Genomic DNA, 22481 nt, shown 5'->3' on the forward strand with positions numbered 1-22481 from the left:
GGCAAGGCGATTGGGGGATACTCGCCCGCAACGCGTCCGTGCCGCCTGCATGGCGGCGCGGGCCCAGCGAGGACCTCTCTTTCCATGAAGCACACCCTGATCCTGATGACCCTGGCCTGTGCGGCCCTGGCGCCCGCCTGGGCCCAGGACCGCATCTACCGCTGCGGCAACGAATACACCAACAACGCCACCCAGGCCAAGGAGCGCGGCTGCCGCCTGGTGGAAGGCGGCAATGTGACCGTGCTGCAGGGCTCGCGCCCGGCCGGCGCCGCAGCGGCTGCTCCCTCTGCCGCTCCCTCGGGCGGCGCGGCAGCCAGCTCGCCGGCCAACGCGCCGCGCGTCAATGCCGCCGACCAGAAGGCGCGCGACTCGGATGCCCGCGCCATCCTGGAGTCCGAGCTGCGCAAGGCCGAGACGCGCCTGGCCGAGCTGCGCACCGAATACAACGATGGCTCGCCCCAGCGCACGGCGCTGGAGCTGCGCAACCCGCAGGGTTACATCGAGCGCACGGCCGAGCTCAAGGCGTCGGTGGCGCGCGCCGAGGCCGACGTGGCCGGCATCAAGCGCGAGCTGGCGCGCCTGAACAAATAGGCCGGCGCGCCGGCAGGGGCAGGGCACCATCGCGCAGCCACCCACCCCCGAGCCGGCGCACATCCGCGCCGCAGACCCCTGGCAAGCGCTGGACTGGGTGCATACCCTGGTCGCAGTGCTGGCGCCCGACGGCACCACTGCGTTCGTCAACGCCGCGCTGGAAGACGCCCTGGGGCTGTCGCGCCGGGCGCTGCGCGGGGCCGACTTCTGTCCGCTGCTGGCCGACCCCGGGCCGCTGCGCCAGGCGCTGGCCGGTGTGCAGGCGCAGGACTTTGCGGCGCTGCGCTTTGCCGCCGAGCTGAACGGCCCGCTCGGCCAGCCACTGCCCGTGCAGGCCACGGCCAGCCTGCATGAGCCCACGGGTGGCGTGCTGCTGGAGCTGTGGCCCCTGCACGCCCAGGCCCGGCACGAGCGCGAGGAGCACCTGCGGGCCCAGGGCGAAGCGCACAAGGAGCTGATCCGCAACCTGGCGCACGAGATCCGCAACCCGCTGGGCGGCATCCGCGGCGCGGCCCAGCTGCTGGAGCTGGAGCTGCCGGCCCCCGATCTGGCCGACTACACCCGCGTCATCATCCGCGAGGCCGACCGCCTGCAGATCCTGGTGGACCGGCTGCTGGAGCCGCACCGCCACCCCCGGCGCATGGCCGACGTGAACATCCACGAGGTCTGCGAGCACGTGCGCGAGCTGGTGCTGGCCGAGTACTCGCACGGGCTGCAGGTGGCGCGCGACTACGACGCCTCCATCCCCGAGCTGCGCGGCGACCGCGACCAGCTGGTGCAGGCGCTGCTGAACATCGTGCGCAACGCTGCGCAGGCGCTGCACGCACGCATTGCGGCCGGCAACGCCCGCATCGAACTGCGCACCCGCGTGGCGCGCCAGCTCACCCTGGGTCGGCAGCGCCACCGGCTGGCGCTGCTGCTGGACGTGATCGACAACGGCCCCGGCGTGCCGCGCGAGCTGCAAGAGCGCATCTTCGTGCCCCTGGTCACCGGCCGTGCGCAAGGCACCGGCCTGGGGCTGACGCTGGCCCAGGCCTTCGTGCAGCGCCACGGCGGCATCATCGAGTGCGAAAGCCGCCCGGGCTGCACGCGCTTCGGCGTGCTGCTGCCGCTGGCCTGAACCTTCCAACTACCTTCTCTTGAATACCATGGCGCCCGTCTGGATCGTGGATGACGACCCCTCCATCCGCTTCGTGCTGGAGCGCGCCCTGGCGCGCGAAGGCCTGGCCACGCGCAGCTTCGAGGCCGCCGCCGAGGTGCTTGCCGCGCTGGACGACGCCGCCGATCCGCCGCCACAAGCGCTGCTGACCGACATCCGCATGCCCGGCATGAGCGGCCTGGAACTGCTGGCCCGCCTGCGCGAGCGCCACGGCGGCCTGCCGGTGATCGTCATGACGGCGTACTCCGACCTGGACAGTGCCGTGGCCGTATTTCAGGGCGGGGCGTTCGAGTACCTGCCCAAGCCGTTCGACGTGGCGCACGCCGTGGCCCTGGTACGCCGTGCGCTGCACGAGCGTGCTGCCGCGCTGCCGCCCGAGCCCGCGCAGCCCGCCGCACCCGAGATGCTGGGCCAGGCCCCGGCCATGCAGGAGGTGTTCCGCGCCATCGGCCGGCTGTCGCACAGCACCGCGACGGTGCTGGTGACAGGCGAGTCGGGCACCGGCAAGGAGCTGGTGGCGCGCGCCCTGCACCGGCATTCGCCCGTGGCGGCGGGGCCGTTCGTGGCCATCAACACTGCGGCCATCCCGCGCGAGCTGTTGGAGAGCGAGCTCTTTGGCCACGAGCGCGGCGCCTTCACCGGCGCTGCCGGCCAGCGGCGCGGCCACTTTGAGCAGGCCGAGGGCGGCACGCTGTTTTTGGACGAGATCGGCGACATGCCGCTGGAGCTGCAGACGCGGCTGCTGCGCGTGCTCTCCCATGGCGAGTTCTACCGGGTGGGCGGGCACAGCACGGTGCGCGCACGGGTGCGCATCATCGCCGCCACGCACCAGGACCTGGAGCGGCGCGTGCGTGCCGGCACCTTCCGCGAAGACCTGCTGCACCGGCTGAACGTCATCCGCCTGCAGCTGCCGCCGCTGCGCGAGCGGCGCGAAGACATCCCGGCGCTGGCGCGCCACTTTCTGGCGCACAGCGCGCGCCAGCTGGGCGTGGCGCCCAAGCAGCTGCAGCCGGACGCCCTGGCCCGGCTGGAGCACTTCGACTTCCCCGGCAACGTGCGCCAGCTGCAAAACGTCTGCCACTGGCTGGCGGTGATGGCGCCGGCCCAGCGCATCGCCGCCGCCGACCTGCCGCCGCCACTGCTGGCGCCGCCGGCCCTCGCCCAGGCCGGCAGCTGGGAGCGGGCCCTTGCCGATGAGGCCCTGCAGCGCATGCAGGACGGCCAAGCGCAGGTGTGGGACCAGCTGGTGCGCCGCTTTGAAACCGCCCTGATCGGCGCCGCCCTGTCGCTGACGCAGGGCCGCCGCGCCGAGGCTGCCCAGTGCCTGGGCGTGGGCCGCAACACCCTGGCGCGCAAGCTGCGCCCGGGCGGCGAAGAGGGCGGCGACGAGGCCCGGGACTGAGATAGGTCAAATTCGGCCCTATCCCTCGCCAGGCAATCGCAAGTAGCTATCGATATGTGAGCAAGTGGCGCCCGCGCGGCTTACCGCTTGCGACAGCGGGAGTCCTACAGTGGGCCGGACTGACTGCTGACCCGCGCGCCTCAACCCGGCTTTGACAATGAATTTCATCGTTCAACCAACCGGAGTCAAACACATGTCGGATTTCAAGGATGCCAACCGCGACCCCCTGACCAACGAGCCGGGTGCTCACCCTGTGGGGACTGGCGTGGGCGCTGCGAGCGGGGCCGTTGCTGGCGCTGCAGCAGGTTCGTTCGGCGGCCCCATCGGTGCTGCCGTGGGCGGCGTGGCCGGCGCCATTGTCGGCGGCCTGGCTGGCAAGGCAGCTGCCGAATCGGTGAACCCCACGGCCGAGGACGCTTACTGGCGCGAGAGCTACGAGCGCGAGCCGTACTACCAATCGGGCCGCAACTATGACGAATACCGGCCGGCCTATGAGCTGGGCTGGAGCTCTGCGGAGCGCTATGAAGGCGACTTTGCCGCCGCCGAGCCGCAGTTGTCGCGTGACTGGGGCACCCGCCGCGGCACCAGCTCGCTGGAGTGGGAGAACGCCCGCCCGGCCACGCAGGCCGCCTGGGAGCGCGCCCGCCGCAACGTGGCCGCCGGCGCCACCACCATGCCCATGACCGGCACGGCGATGTCGGGCAACAACGCCAACACGGCCGTGACGGACACGGTGAGCAACGACGACGTGGTGGATGTGCTGGACGACCTGCTGGAAAACAGCCGCGACGGCGAATACGGCTTCCGCACCTCGGCTGAGCGCGCCGAGAACCCCGAGCTCAAACAGATCCTGCAGCGCCGCGCCAGCGAATGTGCCAGCGCCGCTGCCGAGCTGGAGCGCGAGATCCGCGCCCGCGGTGGCGAGCCATCCTCAGGCGGCACTGTCTCCGGCGCGCTGCACCGCGGCTGGGTGTCGGTCAAGACGGCCCTGAGCACGAACGACGACAAGGCCGTGCTCAACGAGTGCGAGCGCGGTGAAGACGCCGCCGTGGCACGCTACCGCAAGGCCCTGAAGGCCACGCTGCCCGCCGACGCGCGCGCCCTGATCGAGCGCCAGGCGCAGGGTGCCCAGCGCAACCACGACGAGATCAAGGCGCTGCGCGACCGCTACAACGCTGCTTCCTGATTGGGGGTGGCCTCATAAAAAACCAGCCTCCACAGTGGGGCTGGTTTTTTTGTGTCCAGCAGGTAGAGGCAGGGCAGGACGGAAAAGCGTCAGAGCGCCAGTGTCGCCACCACCGGTGTGTGGTCGCTGGGCTGCTTGTTCTTGCGCGGGGCGCGGTCCACGTGGCAGGCGGTGACGTAGGGGCGCAGCGCTTGGCTGACCAGGATGTGGTCGATGCGCAGGCCGCGGTTCTTTTGAAAGCCCAGCATGCGGTAGTCCCACCAGGAAAAGCTCTTGTCAGGCTGCTCGAACAGCCGGAAGGCGTCCGTCAGGCCCAGCTGCAGCAGCGCCTGAAAGTGCGCGCGCTCCTCCTGCGTGTGGTGGATGGTGCCGGCCAGGCCCACCGGGTCGAAGGAATCGCGGTCTTCGGGGGCGACGTTGAAGTCGCCCACCAGCGCCAGGCGCGGGTGCTGGGCCATTTCGGCGCGCAGCCAGTCGTGCAGCGCCTGCAGCCAGCCCATCTTGTAGGTGAACTTGTCCGTGCCCGGTGCCTGGCCGTTCACGAAGTAGGCGTTGACCAGGCGCAGCGGCCCGGCGGGCGTATCCAGCGTGGCGGCGATGACGCGGGCCTGCTCGTCGCCGTGGCCGGGGATATTGCGCACCACGTCGCGCGCCGGCGTGCGGCTCAGGATGGCCACGCCGTTGTAGGTCTTCTGGCCGAAGCTGACAGCGTGGTAGCCGGCCTCTTGAAGCGCCTCGTGCGGGAATTTCTCGTCCACCAGCTTCAGCTCTTGCAAGCCCAGCGCATCGACGGGATTGGCAGCCAGCCAGTCCAGCACCTGGGGCAGGCGCACGGACAGGGAGTTGACGTTCCAGGTGGCGATTTGCATGTTTCTGGCCTCCAGCCCTTGTCAGTCAAGCGCGAGCAGCTATTGAAAAGTGAGCGTCAGGTGCCCTGGCGCTGGTAGCGCACGAAGCAGTAGGGCAGGCCCTGGGCGCTGACGGCGCCGGGGCTACGCGCCGCTTCCACCCACTCCGGGCCGAGCGTGGGGGCGTAGGCGTCGCCGGCGAAGTCCTGGCCGATCTCGGTTATCTCCACGCGCGAGGCCAGGGGCAGGGCCTGAGCGTAGATCTGCGCGCCGCCGATGATCCAGGCCGTAGCCGTGCCGGCGCACCCTGCCAGCTCCAGGGCCTCGGCCAGGCTCGCGGCGCGCTGCGCGCCTTCGGCCTGCCAGTCGCCCTGGCGCGTGACGACGATATTGGCGCGCCCGGGCAGCGGCCGAAAGCGCGCGGGCAGCGAGTCCCAGGTCTTGCGGCCCATGATGACGGGGCCGCCGTGCGTGAGCGCCTTGAAGTGCGCCAGGTCCTCGGGCAGGTGCCAGGGCATGGTGCCGCCCTGGCCGATGACGCCGTTGGCAGCGCGGGCGTAGATGAGAGCGATTTCCATGGCCGCGCCGCTCACACCGCCACCGGCGCCTTGATGGCGGGGTGGTGCTCGTAGCCGACGATCTCGAAGTCCTCGTACTCGTACTCGAAGATCGACGCCGGCTGGCGCTTGATGTGCAGCTCGGGGAAGGGGTAGGGCGCGCGCGCCAGCTGGGTGCGCACCTGCTCGGTGTGGTTCGAATAGATGTGGCAGTCGCCGCCGGTCCAGATGAAGTCGCCCACCTCCAGGCCGGTCTGCTGCGCCACCATGTGCGTGAGCAGCGCGTAGCTGGCGATGTTGAAGGGCACGCCCAGGAAGATGTCGGCACTGCGCTGGTACAGCTGGCACGACAGCCGCCCGCCCGCCACATAGAACTGGAACAGCGCATGGCAGGGCATCAGCGCCATCTGGTCCAGCTCGGCCACGTTCCAGGCACTGACCAGCATGCGGCGCGAATCGGGGCTGCGCCGCAGCGTGTCGATGACCTGTGCGATCTGGTCGATGTGCCCGCCACCCGGCGTGGGCCAGCTGCGCCACTGCACGCCATAGATGGGGCCCAGCTCGCCGTCCGCTCGCGCCCACTCGTCCCAGATGCTCACGCCGCGCTCTTGCAGCCAGCGCGCGTTGCTGTCGCCGCGCAGGAACCACAGCAACTCCAGCGCCAGGCTTTTGAAGTGCACGCGCTTGGTGGTGATGAGCGGAAAGCCCTCGCGCAGATCAAAGCGCATCTGGTGGCCAAACACGCTCTTCGTGCCGGTGCCGGTGCGATCGCTCTTCGCCACGCCGTGCTCAAAGACGTGGCGCATGAAGTCTTCATACTGGCTGCGGGCGGGGCGTGCTTCGGTCATGTTCATGATGAAAAAGGGCTGGAGCGCTTGCTGCGAGAGCGCTGGCAGCTATTGTTTCAGGAGCACGCAGCCCGGGTTCAGAAGGCCGTGCGGGTCCAGCGCCTGCTTGACGGCACGCATCATCCCCAGGGCCACGGGTGACTTGTAGCGCACCAGCGTCTCGGCCTTGAGTGTGCCCACGCCGTGCTCGGCGGAGAACGAGCCGCCGTGCTGCGCCACCGCGTCATAGACCAGCGCGTTCACGCGCGGCTCCTGCTCGCGCAGGAAGGCGGCGGCGTCGCCGCCTTCGGGCGCCTGCACGTTGTAGTGCAGGTTGCCGTCGCCCAGGTGGCCAAAGGTGACCAGGCGCGCGCCGGGCACCTCGCGCGCCAGCAGGGCGTCGGTGTGCGCGATGAAGGCGGGGATGCGCGAGGCGGCCACCGAGATGTCGTGCTTGATGTTCAGGCCTTCCTGCGCCTGGGCCAGGGGGATGCTCTCGCGCACATGCCACAGCTCGCGCGCCTGGGCGATGCTTTCCGCCACCACGGCGTCCAGCACGCAGCCGTCCTCGAACGCCAGCTCCATCAGGTGCTCGAAGCGCGCGCGGGCGTGCTCTTCCGATTCGCTGTCGCTGTTTTCCAGCAGCACGCACCAGGGCGCGCCTTCCATGCCGGCAAACGGCACGCGCAGCTGCGGCATGTGCCGCACCACCAGCGACAGGGCGAACTGGCCCATGGCTTCAAAGCCGGTGAGGCCCGCTCCCAGGTGCCGGTGCGCCAGCGCCAGCAGCTGCACTGCCGCCTGCATGGACGGCACCGCCGCCCAGGCCGTCAGGCGCGCGACCGGCTGGGGGAACAGCTTCAGGGTCGCGGCGGTGATGACGCCCAGCGTGCCTTCGCTGCCAATCAGCAGGTTGCGCAGGTCGTAGCCGGTGTTGTCCTTGCGCAGGCCGGACAGCCCGTCCCAGAGGTCGCCCTGCGGCGTGACCAGCTCCAGGCCCAGGCACAGCTCGCGTGCGTTGCCGTAGCGCAGCACCTGCGTGCCGCCGGCATTGGTGGCCAGGTTGCCGCCGATGGTGCAGCTGCCCTCGGCCGCCAGCGACAGCGGGAACAAAAGGCCCGCCTGGGCGGCCGCCTGCTGCACGGCCTGCAGGATGCAGCCGGCCTCCACCGTCATGCTGAGGTTGTCCGCGTCGATGGCGCGCACGCGGTTCAGGCGCGTCAGGCTCAGCACCACCTGGGTGCCACTGTCGTCCGGCGTGCTGCCCACCGACAGGCCGGTGTTGCCGCCCTGGGGCACGAGTGGCGTGCCGGCAGCGGCGCAGGCGCGCACCACTGCGGCCACCTCGGCCGTGCTGCCCGGGCGCACCACGGCCAGCGCGCGGCCGCGCTGGCGGCGGCGCCAGTCCTGCTCCCAGGCGCTCAGGTCGCCTTCGGTCAGCACGTGGGCGGCGCCGACGGTCTGGCGCAGGGTGTCGAGCAGGGCAGCAGTCATGTCGCAGGTTTCCAGCAAGGGGGCGAAGTCAGGCCGGCACGGCGGCGGCGCGCGCGGCGCGCTGGCGCAGCCGCACATGCAGCGTGCAGGCAACGAAGAGCAGCAGGCACAGGGCAACTTCCGCCAGTGCCAGCCAGCGGCTGGGGGCCGCGTCGCTCCAGGCGCGCACCACGCCTTCGGTGAAGTACAGCCACACCAGCAGGCTGACCCAGCGGTAGGTGTACATGCGCCGCTTGAGCAGCCCGGCCAGCGGCAGCGCCAGCGGCAGGCCCTTGAGCGCCAGCCACGAGCCGCCCGGGCGCAGGGGGGCCAGCCACAGCTCCCAGGCCAGGCTCAGCACGATCAGGCCCAGCAGGCTGGACACGGCCAGCCAGCGCGTGGCGGCCACATCGGCGCCGACGGCGGCAGACGGCTGTGCGGGGGCAAAAGGGGTGGGCGCGGGCATGGGGCTGGCATCATATCGGCCATGCCGTTGACCCTACAGTCCGCCGTGCAGCGCCTGGAGGCATGGCTGCTGCAGCTGTCGCAATTCCCCTGGCGCACCACCGCACACACCCTGCGCGAGCGCTACCGCGAAGACCGCCTGGGCCTGACGGCCAGCAGTCTGACCTTCACCACGCTGCTGGCCCTGGTGCCCTTCATGACGGTGGCGCTGGCCGTGTTCACCGCCTTCCCGATCTTCGCCACCATGCAGCGCGGGCTGGAGCGCTGGCTGATGGACAGCCTGATCCCGGCCACCATTTCGCGCCAGGTGCTGGACTACATCACCCAGTTCGCCGCCCAGGCCAGCCGGCTGGGGGCGGTGGGCTTTTCCATCCTCACGGTGACGGCGCTGGCGCTGATCCTGACCATCGACCGCACGCTCAACAACATCTGGCGCGTGCGCCGCCTGCGCCCGCTGGGCCAGCGGGTGCTGATCTACTGGGCCGTGCTCACGCTGGGCCCGCTGGTGCTGGGCGGCAGCCTGGCGCTGACCAGCGCCGTGGCCTCGGCCGCCTCGCGCGGCCTGGGCGAAGCCCTGCCCGGCGGGGCGCGCCTGCTGTTTGACGGCATCGAGTTCCTGGTGCTCACCAGTGGCATGGCGGCGCTGTACCACTACGTGCCCAACACCCAGGTGCACTGGCGCCACGCCTGGGCCGGCGGGGTGTTCGTGGCCTCGGGCATCTCGCTGGCCAAGAACGTGCTGGTGCTGTATTTGGCCTCGGTGCCCACCTATTCGGTGCTGTACGGCACCTTCGCCACGCTGCCCATTCTGCTTTTGTGGATCTATGTGGCCTGGGTGGTGGTGCTGCTGGGCGCGGTGGTGGCCGCCTACCTGCCCAGCCTGTTGGCCGGGGTGGCGCGGCCGGTGGGCGGGCAGGGCTGGCTGTTTCAGCTGGCGGTGGAGGCGCTGCAGCAGCTGCACGCCGCGCGCCAGGCGCCGGCCCACGGCCTGACGGCCGTGCAGCTGGCCTGGCGGCTGCGCGTGGACGTGCTGCAGCTCGAACCGGTGCTGGACGCGCTCACGGCCCTGGACTGGGTGGCGCGCATCAGCGAGGCCGCGGCCAATGAGTCCGACGCCGTGGACGCGCGCTACGTGCTGCTGGCCCCGCCGGCCGAGACAGCCATGCAGCCGCTGGTGCAGCGCCTGCTGCTGGCGCGCAGCGAGCCGCTGGAGCGCTTTTGGCACCACACCGGCATGGAGATGCTGACCCTGGCCGACGTGCTGTCCCGCCCCGAGGCCGGGCGCCAGCCGCCGGCCATGCTGCTCAAGCCGTAGCGTCGGTCAGGTGCGCACCGCCTGCGGCACCAGGTAGCGCTGGATCAGCTGGTCGTAGCCGATCAGCGCCGCCATGCCGACGGCGACCAGAGCGGTCAGCAGCGGCAGGTCCATGGCGCTGACCACGGCAAAGCCCGTGGGCGTGGCCTGACGCAGCGCATCGGGTGCAGTGCAGATGAAGTCCGCCGCGGCCATGCCGGTGTAGTGCATGGCGCACACCGCCACACCCATGACCAGCGCCGCCAGGCCGCGCAGGGCCAGCTTGCGGGTGCGAAAGGCCAGCCACAGCGCGGCGCAGGCAGCGGCCACGGCGATCACCACCGACAGCGCCACCAGCGGTGCAGACCACTGGATGAAGCCCGGAAAACGCATGCCGAACATGCCCAGGTAGTGCATGAAGGCCACGCCCAGGCCCAGCACCGTGCCGGCGCCCAGCAGGCGTGCGCCGCTGTCCGGACGCAGCGCCACGAAGGCCAGCGCGCCGGAAGTGGCGGCCACGGCGGCCACCAGCGAGACCAACGTCTCCGCCATCGCATAGGCCGAGCCCATGCCCAAACGCAGTGCCAGCATGCCGGTGAAGTGCATGGCCCACACGCCGATGCCGCCCAGGGCCGCGCCGGCAGACAGGACGTTCAACCAGTTCAGGCCGCCGCCGGGGCGGCGCATGTGCTGGGCCGCCGTCAGGGCGACAAATGAGCCCAGCACGGCGATGGCGTAGGACAGCAGCACCAAGCTGGCTTCATAGGAGGTCTCGGCGAGGGTGCCGGCTTGCAGGGCGGAGCTCATGGTGCGCTTTTTTTGAAACTTGAACAAAGACGACCTTGTCGATGGGTTCACCATGGATCAAGGTCGCGAGGCGCAAAAGTGTATGGACGTTGGCTACCCGGCGCGCGGCTCGGGCCCGGTGGTTAACGCTTGTTAAGAAAGCTCTGCATCGCCCTCGCGCGCCTGCAGGGTCGGCTCGCCTTCGAAGGCTCAGGCCAGCGCCGCCACGGCGGCCGCAGCGTGCAGCGCGGCGCCTTCCAGCGTGGCGGGGTAGGGCCCGGCCACGTAGTCGCCGCAGGCCATCAGGCCCTGGGCGATGTGCAGCGGCGGGCGGGCCAGGCCGGGCGTGCAGACGAAGGTGGCGCGCCGCTCGACCACGGTCTGCAGCAGGCGCAGGCCGGGCAGGGCCACCTCCTGCGCGGCCTGTCGCAGCACGGCGGCCTCCAGCGCAGCGCGCTCGCCGCCGAAGGCGCTGACGACGAAGGCCAGCAGGCCCTCGGGCCCACCCAGCTGCCCCCGGTCGAAGACGAATTGCGCGGGCTGCTGCGGCCCGCCGCGCAGCGCCAGCATGGGCGAGCGCAGCAGCGGCCCGGCGTGGCCGGGCTGGCGGGCATAGACGGTGGCGATGGCGCCAAAGGGCAGCTGGCGGGCCAGCGTGGCCCAGGACAGCAGCGCGGCGTGCTCGTGCGCCAGGGCGCTGGCGTCGCCCACCAGGCGCGCGGCCTCGGTACTGCTGGTGGCCAGCAGCACCGCGCCGAAGGGTTCGCCATCGACCAGCCAGCCCTGCCCGGGCGCGCCGCGCCCTAGCGCCTGCACGCGCCGGCCGGTGTGCACGGCGTGCCCGCGCGCGCGCAGCCAGGCGGCGGCGGGCTCGGGCAGCAGGGCGCCCAGGTCGGTGCGCGGCAGCAGCAGATGCGAGCCGCCGCGCCCGGCAAACAGGCTGTCTTGCACTACGCGCAAAAAGGTCTGGCCGCAGGCCTGCTGGGCGGGCGTGTTCAGCGCCGACACGCACAGCGGGTCGATGAACTCGCGCACCAGCCGCTCGGGCAGGCCGGCGCACAGGTCGGCCACGGTGTGCCCTGGCGCACACGAAAAGCCCGCCAGGCGCCAGCGCGCCGCACGCCCCAGCAGGGCCAGGCGCTCGCCGGCGCTCCAGCCGCGCGCGCGGGCAATGCCGGCCAGCGCGTCCCACGGCGGGGCCGCATCGGGCAGGGCGATGCCGCTGCCGTCGGGAAAGCGCAGCGCCAGCGGCAGGCGCAGCAGGGCGGCGTCCGGGTCCACGCCCACAGTGCGCATCAGACCCAGGCAGGCGGTGTAGGCGCCGATCAGGATGTGCTGGCCGTTGTCCAGCAGCACTTGGCTGCCGTCCTCCAGCATGGCCGGCACCGTCCGGGCCCGTCCGCCCAGCGTGCGCGCCGCCTCCAGCACGGTGACACGGTGCCCGGCCTGCGCCGCATGCACGGCCGCGGCCATGCCGCCCCAGCCAGCGCCGATGACGGCGACCTTCATGCCGCCCCCAACAAACTGAAAAGCCTGACCGCCCAATGCGCCGGGCGCGCCCCCGCCAGCAGACGGCGCGCAAGGGCCGCCCCGCAGCGTGGCCGTCGTCCCCCCTCCCGCGCGCAGCGCGGACAACAAGGGGGGAAGCGGCGCAGCCGCTCAGGGGGGGGCTTCACCCCTTCAGGGGGGTGTCTCACATCCTCCCCAGCGCCTGCACCCGCCACGCCAGCCACAACTTGCGCAGGGGAGTGAGGCTGGTGCGCTGGTGTAGCACCTGAAAGCCATCGGCCTCGATCTCGCGCAGCAGCGTGCGGTAGATGCTGGCCATCATCAGGCCGGGCCTTTGCGCGCGCCGGTCGGCCGCGGGCAGCAGCGCCAGGGCCTCGTCGTAGAGCTGGTGGGCGCGCTGCGCCTGAAAGCGCATCAGCGCCGCAAAGCGCTCGGAATACTGGCGCTGCGTGATCTCGTGCGCCTTCACGTCGAACTGCTGCAGCTCGCTTATCGGCAGGTAGATGCGCCCGCGCATCGCGTCCTCGCCCACGTCGCGGATGATGTTGGTGAGCTGAAACGCCAGGCCCAGCTTGTGCGCGTACTGGGTGGTGGCGTCCTCGGTCTGGCCAAAGATGCGGGCGGCCACCTCGCCCACCACGCCCGCCACCAGGTGGCAATAGCGCGCCAGGCCCGCAAAGTCCAGGTAGCGGGTCTGCGTCAGGTCCATGCGGCAGCCTTCGATGACGGCCTGCAGCTGCTCCTGGCGCAGGCCAAAGGGCTGGAGGTGCGGCGCCAGCGCCTGCGTGACAGGGTGCGTGGGCGCGCCGGCAAAGGTCTTGGCGATCTCGCTGCTCCACCACGACAGCTTGGTGTCGGCCACGCCGGGGTCGGTGACCTCATCCACCACGTCGTCCACCTCGCGGCAAAAGGCGTAGAACGCCGTGATGGCCGCGCGCCGCTCGCGCGGCAAAAAGAGGAAGGCGTAATAAAAGCTGCTGCCGGAGGCGGCGGCCTTTTGCTGGACGTACTGCTCGGGGGTCATGTGGGCGTGGATTGTCCCATGGCGGCGCGCGGCGCCGGCTGTCTTGCCTTTAATGGTCAAAAAGGCCTCCAGCGCTTGTGGGGCAAGCGCTGGCAGCTATGAATAGATGAGCGCCTTTTACATGCGCGCCGCGCGCGCCAGCATCAGCAGCCAGTCGCCGGCGTGCAGGCGCGGGCGCCGCACCAGGCTGGCGCCGCCCAGGGCCTGCACCTTGTCCAGGATGCGCAGGCCCCCCTGCACGACCAGCCGCAGCTCCCAGCCGGCGCGCCCGGGCAGGCGGTGCACCAGCGGCGCGCCCTCCCGCATCAGCGTGCGCGCCCAGGCGGCGCAGTCCAGGATCAGCGCGTCGCTGTGCGGCGTGCGCCGCAGCGCGGCCAGGTCGGCACGCGCCACACCATGGGCGGCGCAGTCGGCGTCGGCCAGGTAGTGGCGAGCGCGCGGCAGGTCCACGCTCAGGTCCTGCCAGAAGTTGATGAGCTGCAGCGCGCTGCAGATGGCGTCGCTGTGCGCCAGCGCGGGGCCGTCCTGCACGCCGTACAGGTGCAGCAGCAGCCGGCCCACCGGGTTGGCCGAGTGCGCGCAGTAGCGCAGCAGGGCGGCGCGGTCGGCGTGGGTGGCGCCGGCCTCGGTCATGGCCACGTCCTGTTCGAAGGCGCGCAGCAGGTCGTCCAGCAGCGGCACGGGCAGGGCGTGGCTTTGCAGCACGGCCGCCAGCGGGCCGAAGACCGCGGCCCAGCGCGGCGCGGGCGGCCGGCCGGCGGCCGCGGCGTGCAGCTGCTCGCGGTAGGCCTGCAGGTCGGCCAGGCGCTGCTGCGCGCTGGCACCGCCCTCGTCGGCCAGGTCGTCTGCCGTGCGGGCAAAGGCGTAGATGGCAGCGATGGGCCGGCGCAGCGCCGGCGGGCACAGCAGCGAGGCGACGGGGAAATTCTCGTAGTGCGTGACGGGCGGCGGCAGGGCGGGCGCGGCCGCGGCGCGGGGGGCTGGGGAGTTCACGGGGGCGATTGTCGTGCCTGGGGTGCTCTGCACGAATCCTCGCGCCGAGTGCCTCTGCGGACGCCTGGCCCGCGGATTCGTGCAGCGGGTTGCTTGACAGGGCGGGGCTGCCTCTTCCAAAATTTACTAACCAGTCAGTCAGTAACCAGCCCCGGGCTGCCCACCATGCCTTTTCCTGATTCCTTCCTGCGCCCCTCGGGCGCAGCCGCACGGCTTTCGCCCTCGCCCCGGCCCGGGGTTTTTTTGTGGGCCGGCCGTGCCGCCGCCCTGGGCGCCGCCGTGCTGGCGCTGGCCGGCTGCTCGCGCCCGGCGCCGCCGCCCGAGCCGCTGCGCGCGGTGAAGCTGGTCACCGTAGGCACGCAGGCAGCGCAGGCGCAGCATGAGTACGCGGGCGAAGTGCGGGCGCGGGTGGAGTCGCGCCTGTCCTTTCGCGTGGCCGGCAAGATCGTGCAGCGCCCAGTGGAGGCCGGCCAGCACGTGCGCGCCGGCCAGCTGCTGGCCGAGCTGGATGCGCGTGACTACGAGCTGGCGGCCCAGGCCGCCCGCGCCCAGGCCAGCGCCGCGGCCACGCAGCGCGACCTGGCGGCAGCGGACCTGCAGCGCTTTTCGCGGCTGCGGGCGCAGAACTTCATCAGCGGGGCCGAGCTGGACCGGCGCGAGGCGGCCCTCCAATCGGCCCAGGCGCAGTTGGCCCAGGCCCAGGCGCAGCTGGCCGCACAGGGCAACCAGGCCGGCTACACGCGCCTGCTGGCCGATGGGCCCGGCGTGATCACCGGCGTGGACGCCGAGGCCGGCCAGGTGGTGGCCGCCGGCACGCCCGTGGTGCGCATCGCCCGCGACGGCGCGCGCGATGCGGTGTTCGCCGTGCCCGAGGACCGCGTGGCCGGCGTGCGCGTGGGCCAGGCCGTGCAGGTGGCCGCCTGGGCCGGCGGCGCGCCGCTGGCCGCGCGGGTGCGCGAGGTGGCGGCCAGCGCCGACCCGGTGACGCGCACCTTCTTGGTCAAGGTGGCGCTGGAGGGCGGCGAGCCGCCCCCGCTGGGCGCCACGGTGCAGGTGACGCTGGCCGGCCCCGCCGCACAGGGGGCTTCGGCGGGCGGGGCGCGGCTGGTGCATCTGCCCAGCAGCGCGCTGCGCCAGGACGGCGCGCAGACGGCGGTATGGGTCTTCGACCCGGCCAGCGCCACGGTGCGCTCGCAGGTGGTGCAGGTGCAAGGCCTGCAGGGCGGCGACGCCCTGGTCAGCCAGGGGCTGACGCCCGGCATGCAGGTGGTGGCCGCCGGCGTGCACGTGTTGGCGCCGGGGCAGAAGGTTTCGGTTTACAAGCCAAAATCGGCTCCAGACCAGGCGGAGCAAGCGCCAGAAGCTATCAATAACGAAGCAGCGAACGGCGCCACGGCCCCGGCCGCGCGCTAAAAAGCGGGGCACGTGCCATGAACGCCGCGCCGCAAACCGCCCGCAGCCAGGGCTTCAACCTCTCGCGCTGGGCGCTGGAGCACGCCGCGCTGACGCGCTACCTGATGGTGGTGCTGATGCTGCTGGGCGTGGCCGCCTACTTCCAGCTGGGCCAGGACGAGGATCCGCCGTTCACCTTCCGCGCCATGGTGGTGCGCACCTACTGGCCCGGCGCCACGGCCCAGCAGGTGGCCGAGCAGGTCACCGGCAAGCTGGAGCGCACGCTGCAGGAGGTGCCCTACGCCGACCGCATCCGCAGCTACAGCAAGCCGGGCGAGTCGCAGATCATTTTCGAGATCAAGGACTCCAGCAAGGCGGCCGAGGTGGCGCAGGTCTGGTACCAGGTGCGCAAGAAGATCGGAGACATGCGCTGGCAGCTGCCGGCGGGCGTGCAGGGGCCGTTCTTCAACGACGAGTTCGGCGACGTCTATGGCGTGATCTACGCGTTGTCGGGCGAGGGTTTTACGCCGGCCGAGCTCAAGGACTTCGCCGACGACGCGCGCCAGCAGCTGCTGCGCGTGAAGGACGTGGCCAAGGTGGAGCTGTTCGGCGTGCAGGACGAGCGCATCTGGGTGGAGGTCTCGCAGCAGCGCCTGGCCCAGCTGGGCCTGGGCATGAACGCCGTGCTGCAGCAGCTGGCCAGCCAGAACGCGGTGGAGGGCGCGGGCCTGATCGACTCCCCGCACGACGTGGTGCAGGTGCGCGTGGGCGGGCAGTTCACCAGCGTGGAGCAGCTGCGCGCCATGCCGATTCGCGGCGCGCAGTCCAGTGCGCAGCTGCGCCTGGGCGACATTGCCGAGGTGCGGCGTGGCTACGTTGATCCGCCGTCCGTCAAGGTGCGCTTCCAGGGCCGCGAGGTGGTGGCCCTGGGCATCTCCATGGCCAAGGGCGGCGACATCATCGCCATGGGCCGCGCGCTGCGTGCGGCCGTGGACGGCATCCAGGCGCGCCTGCCCGCAGGCGTGGAGCTGGCGCAGGTGCAGGACCAGCCGGCGTCGGTGGCGGCATCGGTCAACGAGTTCGTGAAGGTGCTGATCGAGGCCGTGGTCATCGTGCTGGCGGTGAGCTTTGTCTCGCTGGGCCTACACAAGGGCGGGCGCTTCGGCTGGTACGTGGACTGGCGCCCGGGGCTGGTGGTGGCCATCACCATCCCGCTGGTGCTGGCCGTCACCTTCCTGGCCATGCACTACTTGGGGATAGGGCTGCACAAGGTGTCGCTGGGCTCGCTCATCATCGCCCTGGGCCTGATGGTGGACGACGCCATCATTGCCGTGGAGATGATGGTGCGCAAGATGGAGGAGGGCCACGACAAGCCGCGCGCCGCCACGTTTGCCTACGAGCTGACGGCCAAGCCCATGCTGACGGGCACGCTGATCACGGCGGCGGGCTTTTTGCCCATCGGCATCGCCAGGTCGGTGACGGGCGAATACACCTTCGCCATCTTTGCCGTCACGGTGATCGCGCTGGTGCTGTCGTGGATCGTGTCGGTGTACTTCGTGCCCTACCTGGGCACGCTGATCCTGAAGGTGAAGCCGCACGACCCCCAGGCGCCGCCGCACGAGCTGTTCGACACGCCGTTCTACAACCGCTTTCGCCGCGCGGTGTACTGGTGCGTGGCGCATCGCTGGCTGACGATTGGCGCCACGCTGGCCATCTTCGCCCTGGGCCTGGTGGGCATGGGGCGGGTGCAGCAGCAGTTCTTCCCGGATTCGAGCCGGCCGGAGGTCATGGTGGACCTGTGGTTCCCCGAGGGCACCCCGCTGGCGGCCAACGAGCAGGTCACGCGCCGCGCCGAAGGGCTGCTGATGGGGCTGGAGGGCGTGCAAAGCGTGGCTACCTGGGTGGGCTCGGGCACGCCGCGCTTTTATCTGCCGCTGGACCAGGTGTTCCCGCAGTCCAACGTCTCGCAGTTCATCGTGCTGGCGCAGGATCTGCACCAGCGCGAGCTGCTGCGCCAGCGCCTGCCGGCGCTGCTGGCGCAGGAGGTGCCCGAGGCGCGCGCCCGCATCAAGCTGCTGCCCAACGGGCCGCCCGTGCCCTACCCGGTGCAGTTCCGCGTGGTCGGCAGCGATCCGCAGCTGCTGCGCCAGCGCGCCGAAGAGGTCAAGGCGGTGCTGCGCGGCAACGCGCACATGCGCGGCGTGAACGACAACTGGAACGAGTCGGTGAAGGCGCTGCGGCTGCAAGTGGACCAGGACAAGGCGCGCGCCCTGGGCGTGTCCAGCCAGGCCATTGCCCAGGCCACGCGCACGCAGTTCACGGGCACCACCGTGGGCCAGTACCGCGAGGGCGACCGGCTGATCGACATCGTTCTGCGCCAGGCGCCGGGGCGGGGCGAGGGCGCGCCCGGCATCGACGGCGTCTATGTGGCCACGGCCTCGGGCCGCTCCATCCCGCTGGCGCAGATCGCCCGCGCGCAGCTGGCCTGGGAGCCGGGCGTGATGTGGCGCTATGGGCGCAACTACGCCATCACCGTGCAGGGCGACGTGGCCGAGGGGCTGCAGGGCGCCACCGTCACGGCCGAGCTGCTGCCGCCGCTGCGCGCGCTGGAGCAGCACTGGCGCACGCAGGGCGGGGGCGACACGCGCATCGACGTGGCCGGCGCGGTGGAGGAAAGCAGCAAGGGCTCGAGCGCCATCGTGGCAGGCGTGCCGCTGATGCTGTTCCTGGTGTTCACGCTGCTCATGCTGCAGCTGCACAGCTTCAGCCGCTCCATGCTGGTGTTCCTCACCGGGCCGCTGGGTATTGCCGGCGTGGCAGCGGCGCTGCTGCTGCTGAACCGGCCGTTCGGCTTCGTCGCGCTCCTGGGCGTGGTGGCGCTGATGGGCATGATCCAGCGCAACTCCGTCATCCTGGTGGACCAGATCGAGCTGGACCGGGCCGCCGGCGTGCCGACCTGGAACGCGATCGCCGAGGCGGCCGTGCGCCGGCTGCGCCCGATCGCGCTGACGGCGGCCGCTGCCGTGCTGGCCATGGTGCCGCTGTCGCGCAGCGTGTTCTGGGGCCCCATGGCGGTGGCCATCATGGGCGGACTGGTCGTGGCCACCGTGCTCACCCTGCTGGCGCTGCCGGCCATGTATGCGGCGTGGTTTCGGGTGCGCCGGCCTACGGAAGAGGGTCCGGGCGGGCCAGAAACTGGCGGCGGGCAGCCGGCGTCAGGGTAAAATCCGCCGTTTGACCAGTTTCATCGGGCTTGCGGCAATGGCGCAGCCTGGTGGCACGAAAAAGAACCGCGCGGGTGGCGAAATTGGTAGACGCACCAGGTTTAGGTCCTGACGCCAGCAATGGTGTGGGGGTTCGAGTCCCCCCCCGCGCACCAACGTGACACTGATGCACGCAGCCCACCGCCAGCGCGGCTCGCTGTCACGACCCCTGCATCCGACACCAGGAAACACCATGGCCGTAAACGTTGAAACCCTTGACAAGCTCGAGCGCAAGATCACGCTGAGCCTGCCCCTTGCCTCTATCCAGAACGAAGTGGACGCCCGCCTGAAGCGCCTGGCCCGCACCGTCAAGATGGACGGCTTTCGTCCCGGCAAGGTGCCGATGAGCGTGGTGCAGCAGCGCTACGGCTATTCGGTGCAGTACGAGGTGCTCAACGACAAGGTCGGCCAGGCCTTCTCGCAGGCCGCCAACGAGGCGCAGCTGCGCGTGGCCGGCCAGCCGCGCATCACCGAAAAGGACGGTGCGCCCGAGGGCGAGGTTTCCTTCGACGCCGTGTTCGAAGTGTTCCCCGAAGTGAAGATCGGCGACCTGGCAGACGCCGAGGTGGAAAAGCTCTCCGCCGAGGTGACCGACGAGGCCATCGACAAGACCGTGGACATCCTGCGCAAGCAGCGCCGTACCTTCGCCCAGCGCGCCAAGGGCACGCCCGCCGAGGATGGCGACCGCGTGACGGTGGACTTCGAGGGCAAGATCGACGGCGAAACGTTTGCCGGTGGCAAGGCCGAGGACTTCCAGTTCCTGGTCGGCGAGGGGCAGATGCTCAAGGAGTTCGAGGACGCCGTGCGTGGCATGAAGGTCGGCGAGAGCAAGACCTTCCCGCTGGGCTTCCCCGAGGACTACCACGGCAAGGACGTGGCCGGCAAGACGGCCGACTTCATGGTCACCGTGAAAAACATCGAAGCCGCCCACCTGCCGGAAGTGAACGAGCAGCTGGCCAAGTCGCTGGGCATCGAGGCCGGCACTGTGGAAGGCCTGCGCGCCGACATCAAGAAGAACCTGGAGCGCGAAGTCAAGTTCCGCCTGCTGGCCCGCAACAAGCAGGCCGCCATGGAGGCCCTGCTGTCCAAGGCCGAGCTGGACCTGCCCAATGCCGCCGTGCAGGCCGAGATCGAGCGCCTGCGTGACGCTGCCCGCGCCGACCTGAAGCAGCGCGGCATCAAGGACGCCGACAAGGCCGAGATCCCTGACGACATCTTCCGCCCGCAGGCCGAGCGCCGCGTGCGCCTGGGCCTGGTGGTGGCCGAGCTGGTCAAGGCCAATGAACTGCAGGCCACGCCCGAGCAGCTCAAGGCCCATGTGGACGATCTGGCCGCCAGCTACGAGAAGCCCGAGGACGTGGTGCGCTGGTACTTCAGCGACCGCAACCGCCTGGGCGAGATCGAGGCCGTGGTGGTCGAGAACAACGTCACGGATTTCGTCCTGGGCAAGGCCAAGGTGTCCGAGAAGGCCGTGTCCTTCGACGAGCTGATGGGCGGCCAGCAGGGCTGACGCGCGCGTCGGCTCGCGCCGCTGGCAGCGGCCTTGCGGGGCTTGTGCTTTGCGGCACAGGCCCCATTTCCTTTGGTGAGTCAGTACGGCAACGGAGAAAACAACACATGAGCGCACTGGATACCCAGGCCCTGGGCATGATCCCCATGGTCATCGAGCAGTCGGGCCGCGGCGAGCGGTCCTACGATATCTATTCGCGTCTGCTCAAGGAGCGCGTGATTTTCCTGGTGGGCGAGGTCAATGACCAGACCGCCAACCTGGTGGTGGCGCAGCTGCTGTTCCTGGAGAGCGAGAACCCGGACAAGGACATCTCGTTCTACATCAACTCCCCCGGCGGCAGCGTGACGGCCGGCATGGCGATCTACGACACCATGCAGTTCATCAAGCCCGACGTGTCCACGCTGTGCTGCGGTTTTGCCGCCAGCATGGGTGCCTTCCTGCTGGCCGCCGGCGCCAAGGGCAAGCGCTTTTCGCTGCCCAACTCCAAGATCATGATTCACCAGGTGCTGGGCGGCGCACGCGGCCAGGCCACCGACATCGAGATCCATGCCCGCGACATCCTGCGTACCAAGGACCAGATGAATCGCATCCTGGCCGAGCGCACGGGCCAGCCCCTGGAGAAGGTCAAGAGCGATACCGAGCGCGACTACTTCATGACCGCCGACGAAGCCAAAGACTATGGCATCGTGGACCAGGTGATCGCTAAGCGCCCTTGAGCGCGAGCCGCACTTTGGCGGCGGTGGAAACGGCGTTTCCCACACGGGGGACGCCTTTTTTATTTCGTTATCATCCTTGACAACTGTTTTGTTCTAAGGCAACTGCATCCATGGCCGAGAAAAAAGGCTCCTCCGGCGAGAAAACCCTGTACTGCTCCTTTTGCGGCAAGAGCCAGCACGAGGTGAAGAAGCTCATCGCCGGCCCTTCCGTCTTCATCTGCGACGAATGCATTGACCTGTGCAACGAGATCATCCGTGACGAATTGCCCGCGGGCGAAGCGGGCCCGGATGCGCGCGGCGACCTGCCCTCTCCGTCGGATATCAAGTCCAACCTGGACAACTACGTCATTGGCCAGGAAAAGGCCAAGCGCACGCTGGCCGTGGCTGTCTATAACCACTACAAGCGCCTGCGGCACAAGGAAAAGGCCGGCAAGGACGAGGTGGAGCTGTCCAAGAGCAACATTTTGCTGATCGGTCCTACCGGATCGGGCAAGACGCTGCTGGCCCAGACCCTGGCACGCCAGCTGGACGTGCCCTTCGTCATGGCCGATGCCACCACGCTGACCGAGGCCGGCTACGTCGGCGAGGACGTGGAGAACATCGTCCAGAAGCTGCTGCAAAGCTGCAACTACGAGGTGGAGCGCGCCCAGCGCGGCATCGTCTATATCGACGAGATCGACAAGATCAGCCGCAAGAGCGACAACCCCAGCATCACTCGCGACGTCTCGGGCGAGGGCGTGCAGCAGGCGCTGCTCAAGCTCATCGAAGGCACCATGGCCAGCGTGCCGCCACAGGGCGGGCGCAAGCACCCCAACCAGGACTTTCTGCAGATCGACACGACCAACATCCTGTTCATCTGCGGCGGCGCCTTCGCGGGGCTGGAGAAGGTCATCGAGGCGCGAACCGAGGCTTCCGGCATCGGCTTTGGCGCCACGGTGCGGGCCAAGTCGCAGCGCTCGCTCACCGAGATGTTCCAGGACATCGAGCCCGAGGACCTGATCAAGTTCGGCCTGATCCCCGAGCTGGTCGGCCGCATGCCGGTGGTCACGGCGCTGGCCGAGCTGGACGAGGATGCGCTGGTGCAGATCCTGACCGAGCCCAAGAATGCCCTGGTCAAGCAGTACAGCAAGCTGCTGGCCATGGAGGGCGTGGACCTGGAGATTCGCCCGGCGGCGCTCAAGGCCATCGCACGCAAGGCGATTGCCCGCAAGACCGGCGCGCGGGGCCTGCGCTCCATCCTGGAGCACTCGCTGATCGGCACGATGTTCGACCTGCCCAATGCCACCAACGTGGAAAAGGTGGTGGTGGACGAGGCCACGATCGAGGAGAGCAAGGCGCCGCTGCTGGTCTACCGCGAGGCCGCCAAGACCGCCTGAGCGCCGGCTGCGCCACGCAGGCAGCAACCACCGGCCGAGCCCGGCGCGCTACCGCCGCGCCGGGTTGAAATAACCCGCCCGTGGACCATATTCCATGGAGCTTTTCAAGG

19 protein-coding genes and 1 tRNA gene are annotated in these 22481 nt (G+C 70.3%); 11 read left to right on the forward strand and 9 right to left on the reverse strand.

Features of this window, described 5'->3' with window-relative positions; translation table 11 throughout:
• Window positions 1-84 precede the first annotated feature (84 nt).
• From C7H73_RS06735 to C7H73_RS06750, 4 genes are all read left to right on the forward strand, one after another.
• Window positions 85-591, forward strand: a complete 507-nt coding sequence (locus C7H73_RS06735) for a hypothetical protein (RefSeq protein ID WP_106845948.1) — start codon at window positions 85-87, stop codon at window positions 589-591.
• Between the two features lie 61 nt (window positions 592-652).
• Complete coding sequence (glnL, locus tag C7H73_RS06740; RefSeq protein ID WP_227001446.1) at window positions 653-1711, forward strand: nitrogen regulation protein NR(II); 1059 nt, start codon at window positions 653-655, stop codon at window positions 1709-1711.
• Window positions 1712-1739: 28 nt separating this feature from the next.
• Window positions 1740-3152 (forward strand): nitrogen regulation protein NR(I), encoded by a 1413-nt coding sequence (gene ntrC / locus C7H73_RS06745; protein ID WP_106845949.1) that lies wholly within the window; start codon window positions 1740-1742, stop codon window positions 3150-3152.
• 193 nt (window positions 3153-3345) lie between these two features.
• Window positions 3346-4338: a ferritin-like domain-containing protein gene (locus C7H73_RS06750; protein ID WP_106845950.1), complete on the forward strand. Its 993-nt coding sequence runs from the start codon at window positions 3346-3348 to the stop codon at window positions 4336-4338.
• A gap of 89 nt (window positions 4339-4427) precedes the next feature.
• Here C7H73_RS06750 and xth read toward each other — a convergent pair whose 3' ends face one another.
• The 5 genes from xth to C7H73_RS06775 are packed head-to-tail and all read right to left on the reverse strand — an operon-like array spanning window position 4428 to window position 8509.
• Window positions 4428-5207, reverse strand: a complete 780-nt coding sequence (gene xth, locus C7H73_RS06755) for an exodeoxyribonuclease III (protein ID WP_106845951.1) — start codon at window positions 5205-5207, stop codon at window positions 4428-4430.
• Between the two features lie 56 nt (window positions 5208-5263).
• On the reverse strand, window positions 5264-5764 hold the full coding sequence (locus tag C7H73_RS06760) for a dihydrofolate reductase (protein WP_106847566.1): 501 nt from the start codon (window positions 5762-5764) through the stop codon (window positions 5264-5266).
• Window positions 5765-5775: 11 nt separating this feature from the next.
• A complete protein-coding gene (locus C7H73_RS06765; RefSeq protein WP_405124784.1) occupies window positions 5776-6597 on the reverse strand; it encodes a thymidylate synthase in 822 nt (273 codons plus the stop codon).
• Window positions 6598-6639: 42 nt separating this feature from the next.
• Window positions 6640-8064, reverse strand: a complete 1425-nt coding sequence (locus tag C7H73_RS06770) for an FAD-binding oxidoreductase (RefSeq protein WP_106847568.1) — start codon at window positions 8062-8064, stop codon at window positions 6640-6642.
• 28 nt (window positions 8065-8092) lie between these two features.
• Window positions 8093-8509 (reverse strand): DUF2069 domain-containing protein, encoded by a 417-nt coding sequence (locus C7H73_RS06775; protein ID WP_106845952.1) that lies wholly within the window; start codon window positions 8507-8509, stop codon window positions 8093-8095.
• 21 nt (window positions 8510-8530) lie between these two features.
• On the opposite strand from C7H73_RS06775, the gene C7H73_RS06780 reads away from it, so the two are divergent.
• The gene (locus tag C7H73_RS06780; protein ID WP_106845953.1) at window positions 8531-9823 is read left to right on the forward strand and encodes a YihY family inner membrane protein; all 1293 of its coding nucleotides are present in this window, start codon (window positions 8531-8533) and stop codon (window positions 9821-9823) included.
• A gap of 6 nt (window positions 9824-9829) precedes the next feature.
• Here C7H73_RS06780 and C7H73_RS06785 read toward each other — a convergent pair whose 3' ends face one another.
• From C7H73_RS06785 to hpnC, 4 genes are all read right to left on the reverse strand, one after another.
• Window positions 9830-10609 carry an MHYT domain-containing protein gene (locus C7H73_RS06785; protein WP_106847569.1) on the reverse strand — a complete coding sequence of 260 codons (780 nt, stop codon included), beginning with the start codon at window positions 10607-10609 and terminating at the stop codon, window positions 9830-9832.
• 189 nt (window positions 10610-10798) lie between these two features.
• Entirely contained in the window at window positions 10799-12097 is a 1299-nt protein-coding gene (locus C7H73_RS06790; RefSeq protein ID WP_106845954.1) for a hydroxysqualene dehydroxylase, read from the reverse strand.
• Window positions 12098-12281: 184 nt separating this feature from the next.
• Window positions 12282-13121 (reverse strand): presqualene diphosphate synthase HpnD, encoded by an 840-nt coding sequence (gene hpnD, locus C7H73_RS06795; protein ID WP_106845955.1) that lies wholly within the window; start codon window positions 13119-13121, stop codon window positions 12282-12284.
• A 117-nt stretch (window positions 13122-13238) separates the two neighbouring features.
• Window positions 13239-14123, reverse strand: a complete 885-nt coding sequence (gene hpnC, locus C7H73_RS06800; RefSeq protein WP_405124789.1) for a squalene synthase HpnC — start codon at window positions 14121-14123, stop codon at window positions 13239-13241.
• A 156-nt stretch (window positions 14124-14279) separates the two neighbouring features.
• Here hpnC and C7H73_RS06805 point away from each other — a divergent pair, with 156 nt between their 5' ends.
• From C7H73_RS06805 to clpX, 6 genes are all read left to right on the forward strand, one after another.
• A complete protein-coding gene (locus tag C7H73_RS06805) occupies window positions 14280-15527 on the forward strand; it encodes an efflux RND transporter periplasmic adaptor subunit (RefSeq protein ID WP_106845957.1) in 1248 nt (415 codons plus the stop codon).
• 17 nt (window positions 15528-15544) lie between these two features.
• Complete coding sequence (locus C7H73_RS06810; protein WP_106845958.1) at window positions 15545-18730, forward strand: efflux RND transporter permease subunit; 3186 nt, start codon at window positions 15545-15547, stop codon at window positions 18728-18730.
• Window positions 18731-18798: 68 nt separating this feature from the next.
• Window positions 18799-18885: transfer RNA gene (locus C7H73_RS06815), tRNA-Leu, on the forward strand.
• A 77-nt stretch (window positions 18886-18962) separates the two neighbouring features.
• The gene (gene tig, locus C7H73_RS06820; protein WP_106845959.1) at window positions 18963-20279 is read left to right on the forward strand and encodes a trigger factor; all 1317 of its coding nucleotides are present in this window, start codon (window positions 18963-18965) and stop codon (window positions 20277-20279) included.
• A gap of 107 nt (window positions 20280-20386) precedes the next feature.
• Complete coding sequence (gene clpP / locus C7H73_RS06825; RefSeq protein ID WP_106845960.1) at window positions 20387-20995, forward strand: ATP-dependent Clp endopeptidase proteolytic subunit ClpP; 609 nt, start codon at window positions 20387-20389, stop codon at window positions 20993-20995.
• A gap of 110 nt (window positions 20996-21105) precedes the next feature.
• The gene (gene clpX / locus C7H73_RS06830) at window positions 21106-22371 is read left to right on the forward strand and encodes an ATP-dependent Clp protease ATP-binding subunit ClpX (RefSeq protein ID WP_106845961.1); all 1266 of its coding nucleotides are present in this window, start codon (window positions 21106-21108) and stop codon (window positions 22369-22371) included.
• The last annotated feature ends 110 nt before the right edge of the window (window positions 22372-22481 follow it).

The sequence above is a fragment of the Pulveribacter suum genome, assembly GCF_003013695.1.
GTDB classification, from domain to species: Bacteria; Pseudomonadota; Gammaproteobacteria; order Burkholderiales; family Burkholderiaceae_C; genus Melaminivora; species Melaminivora suum.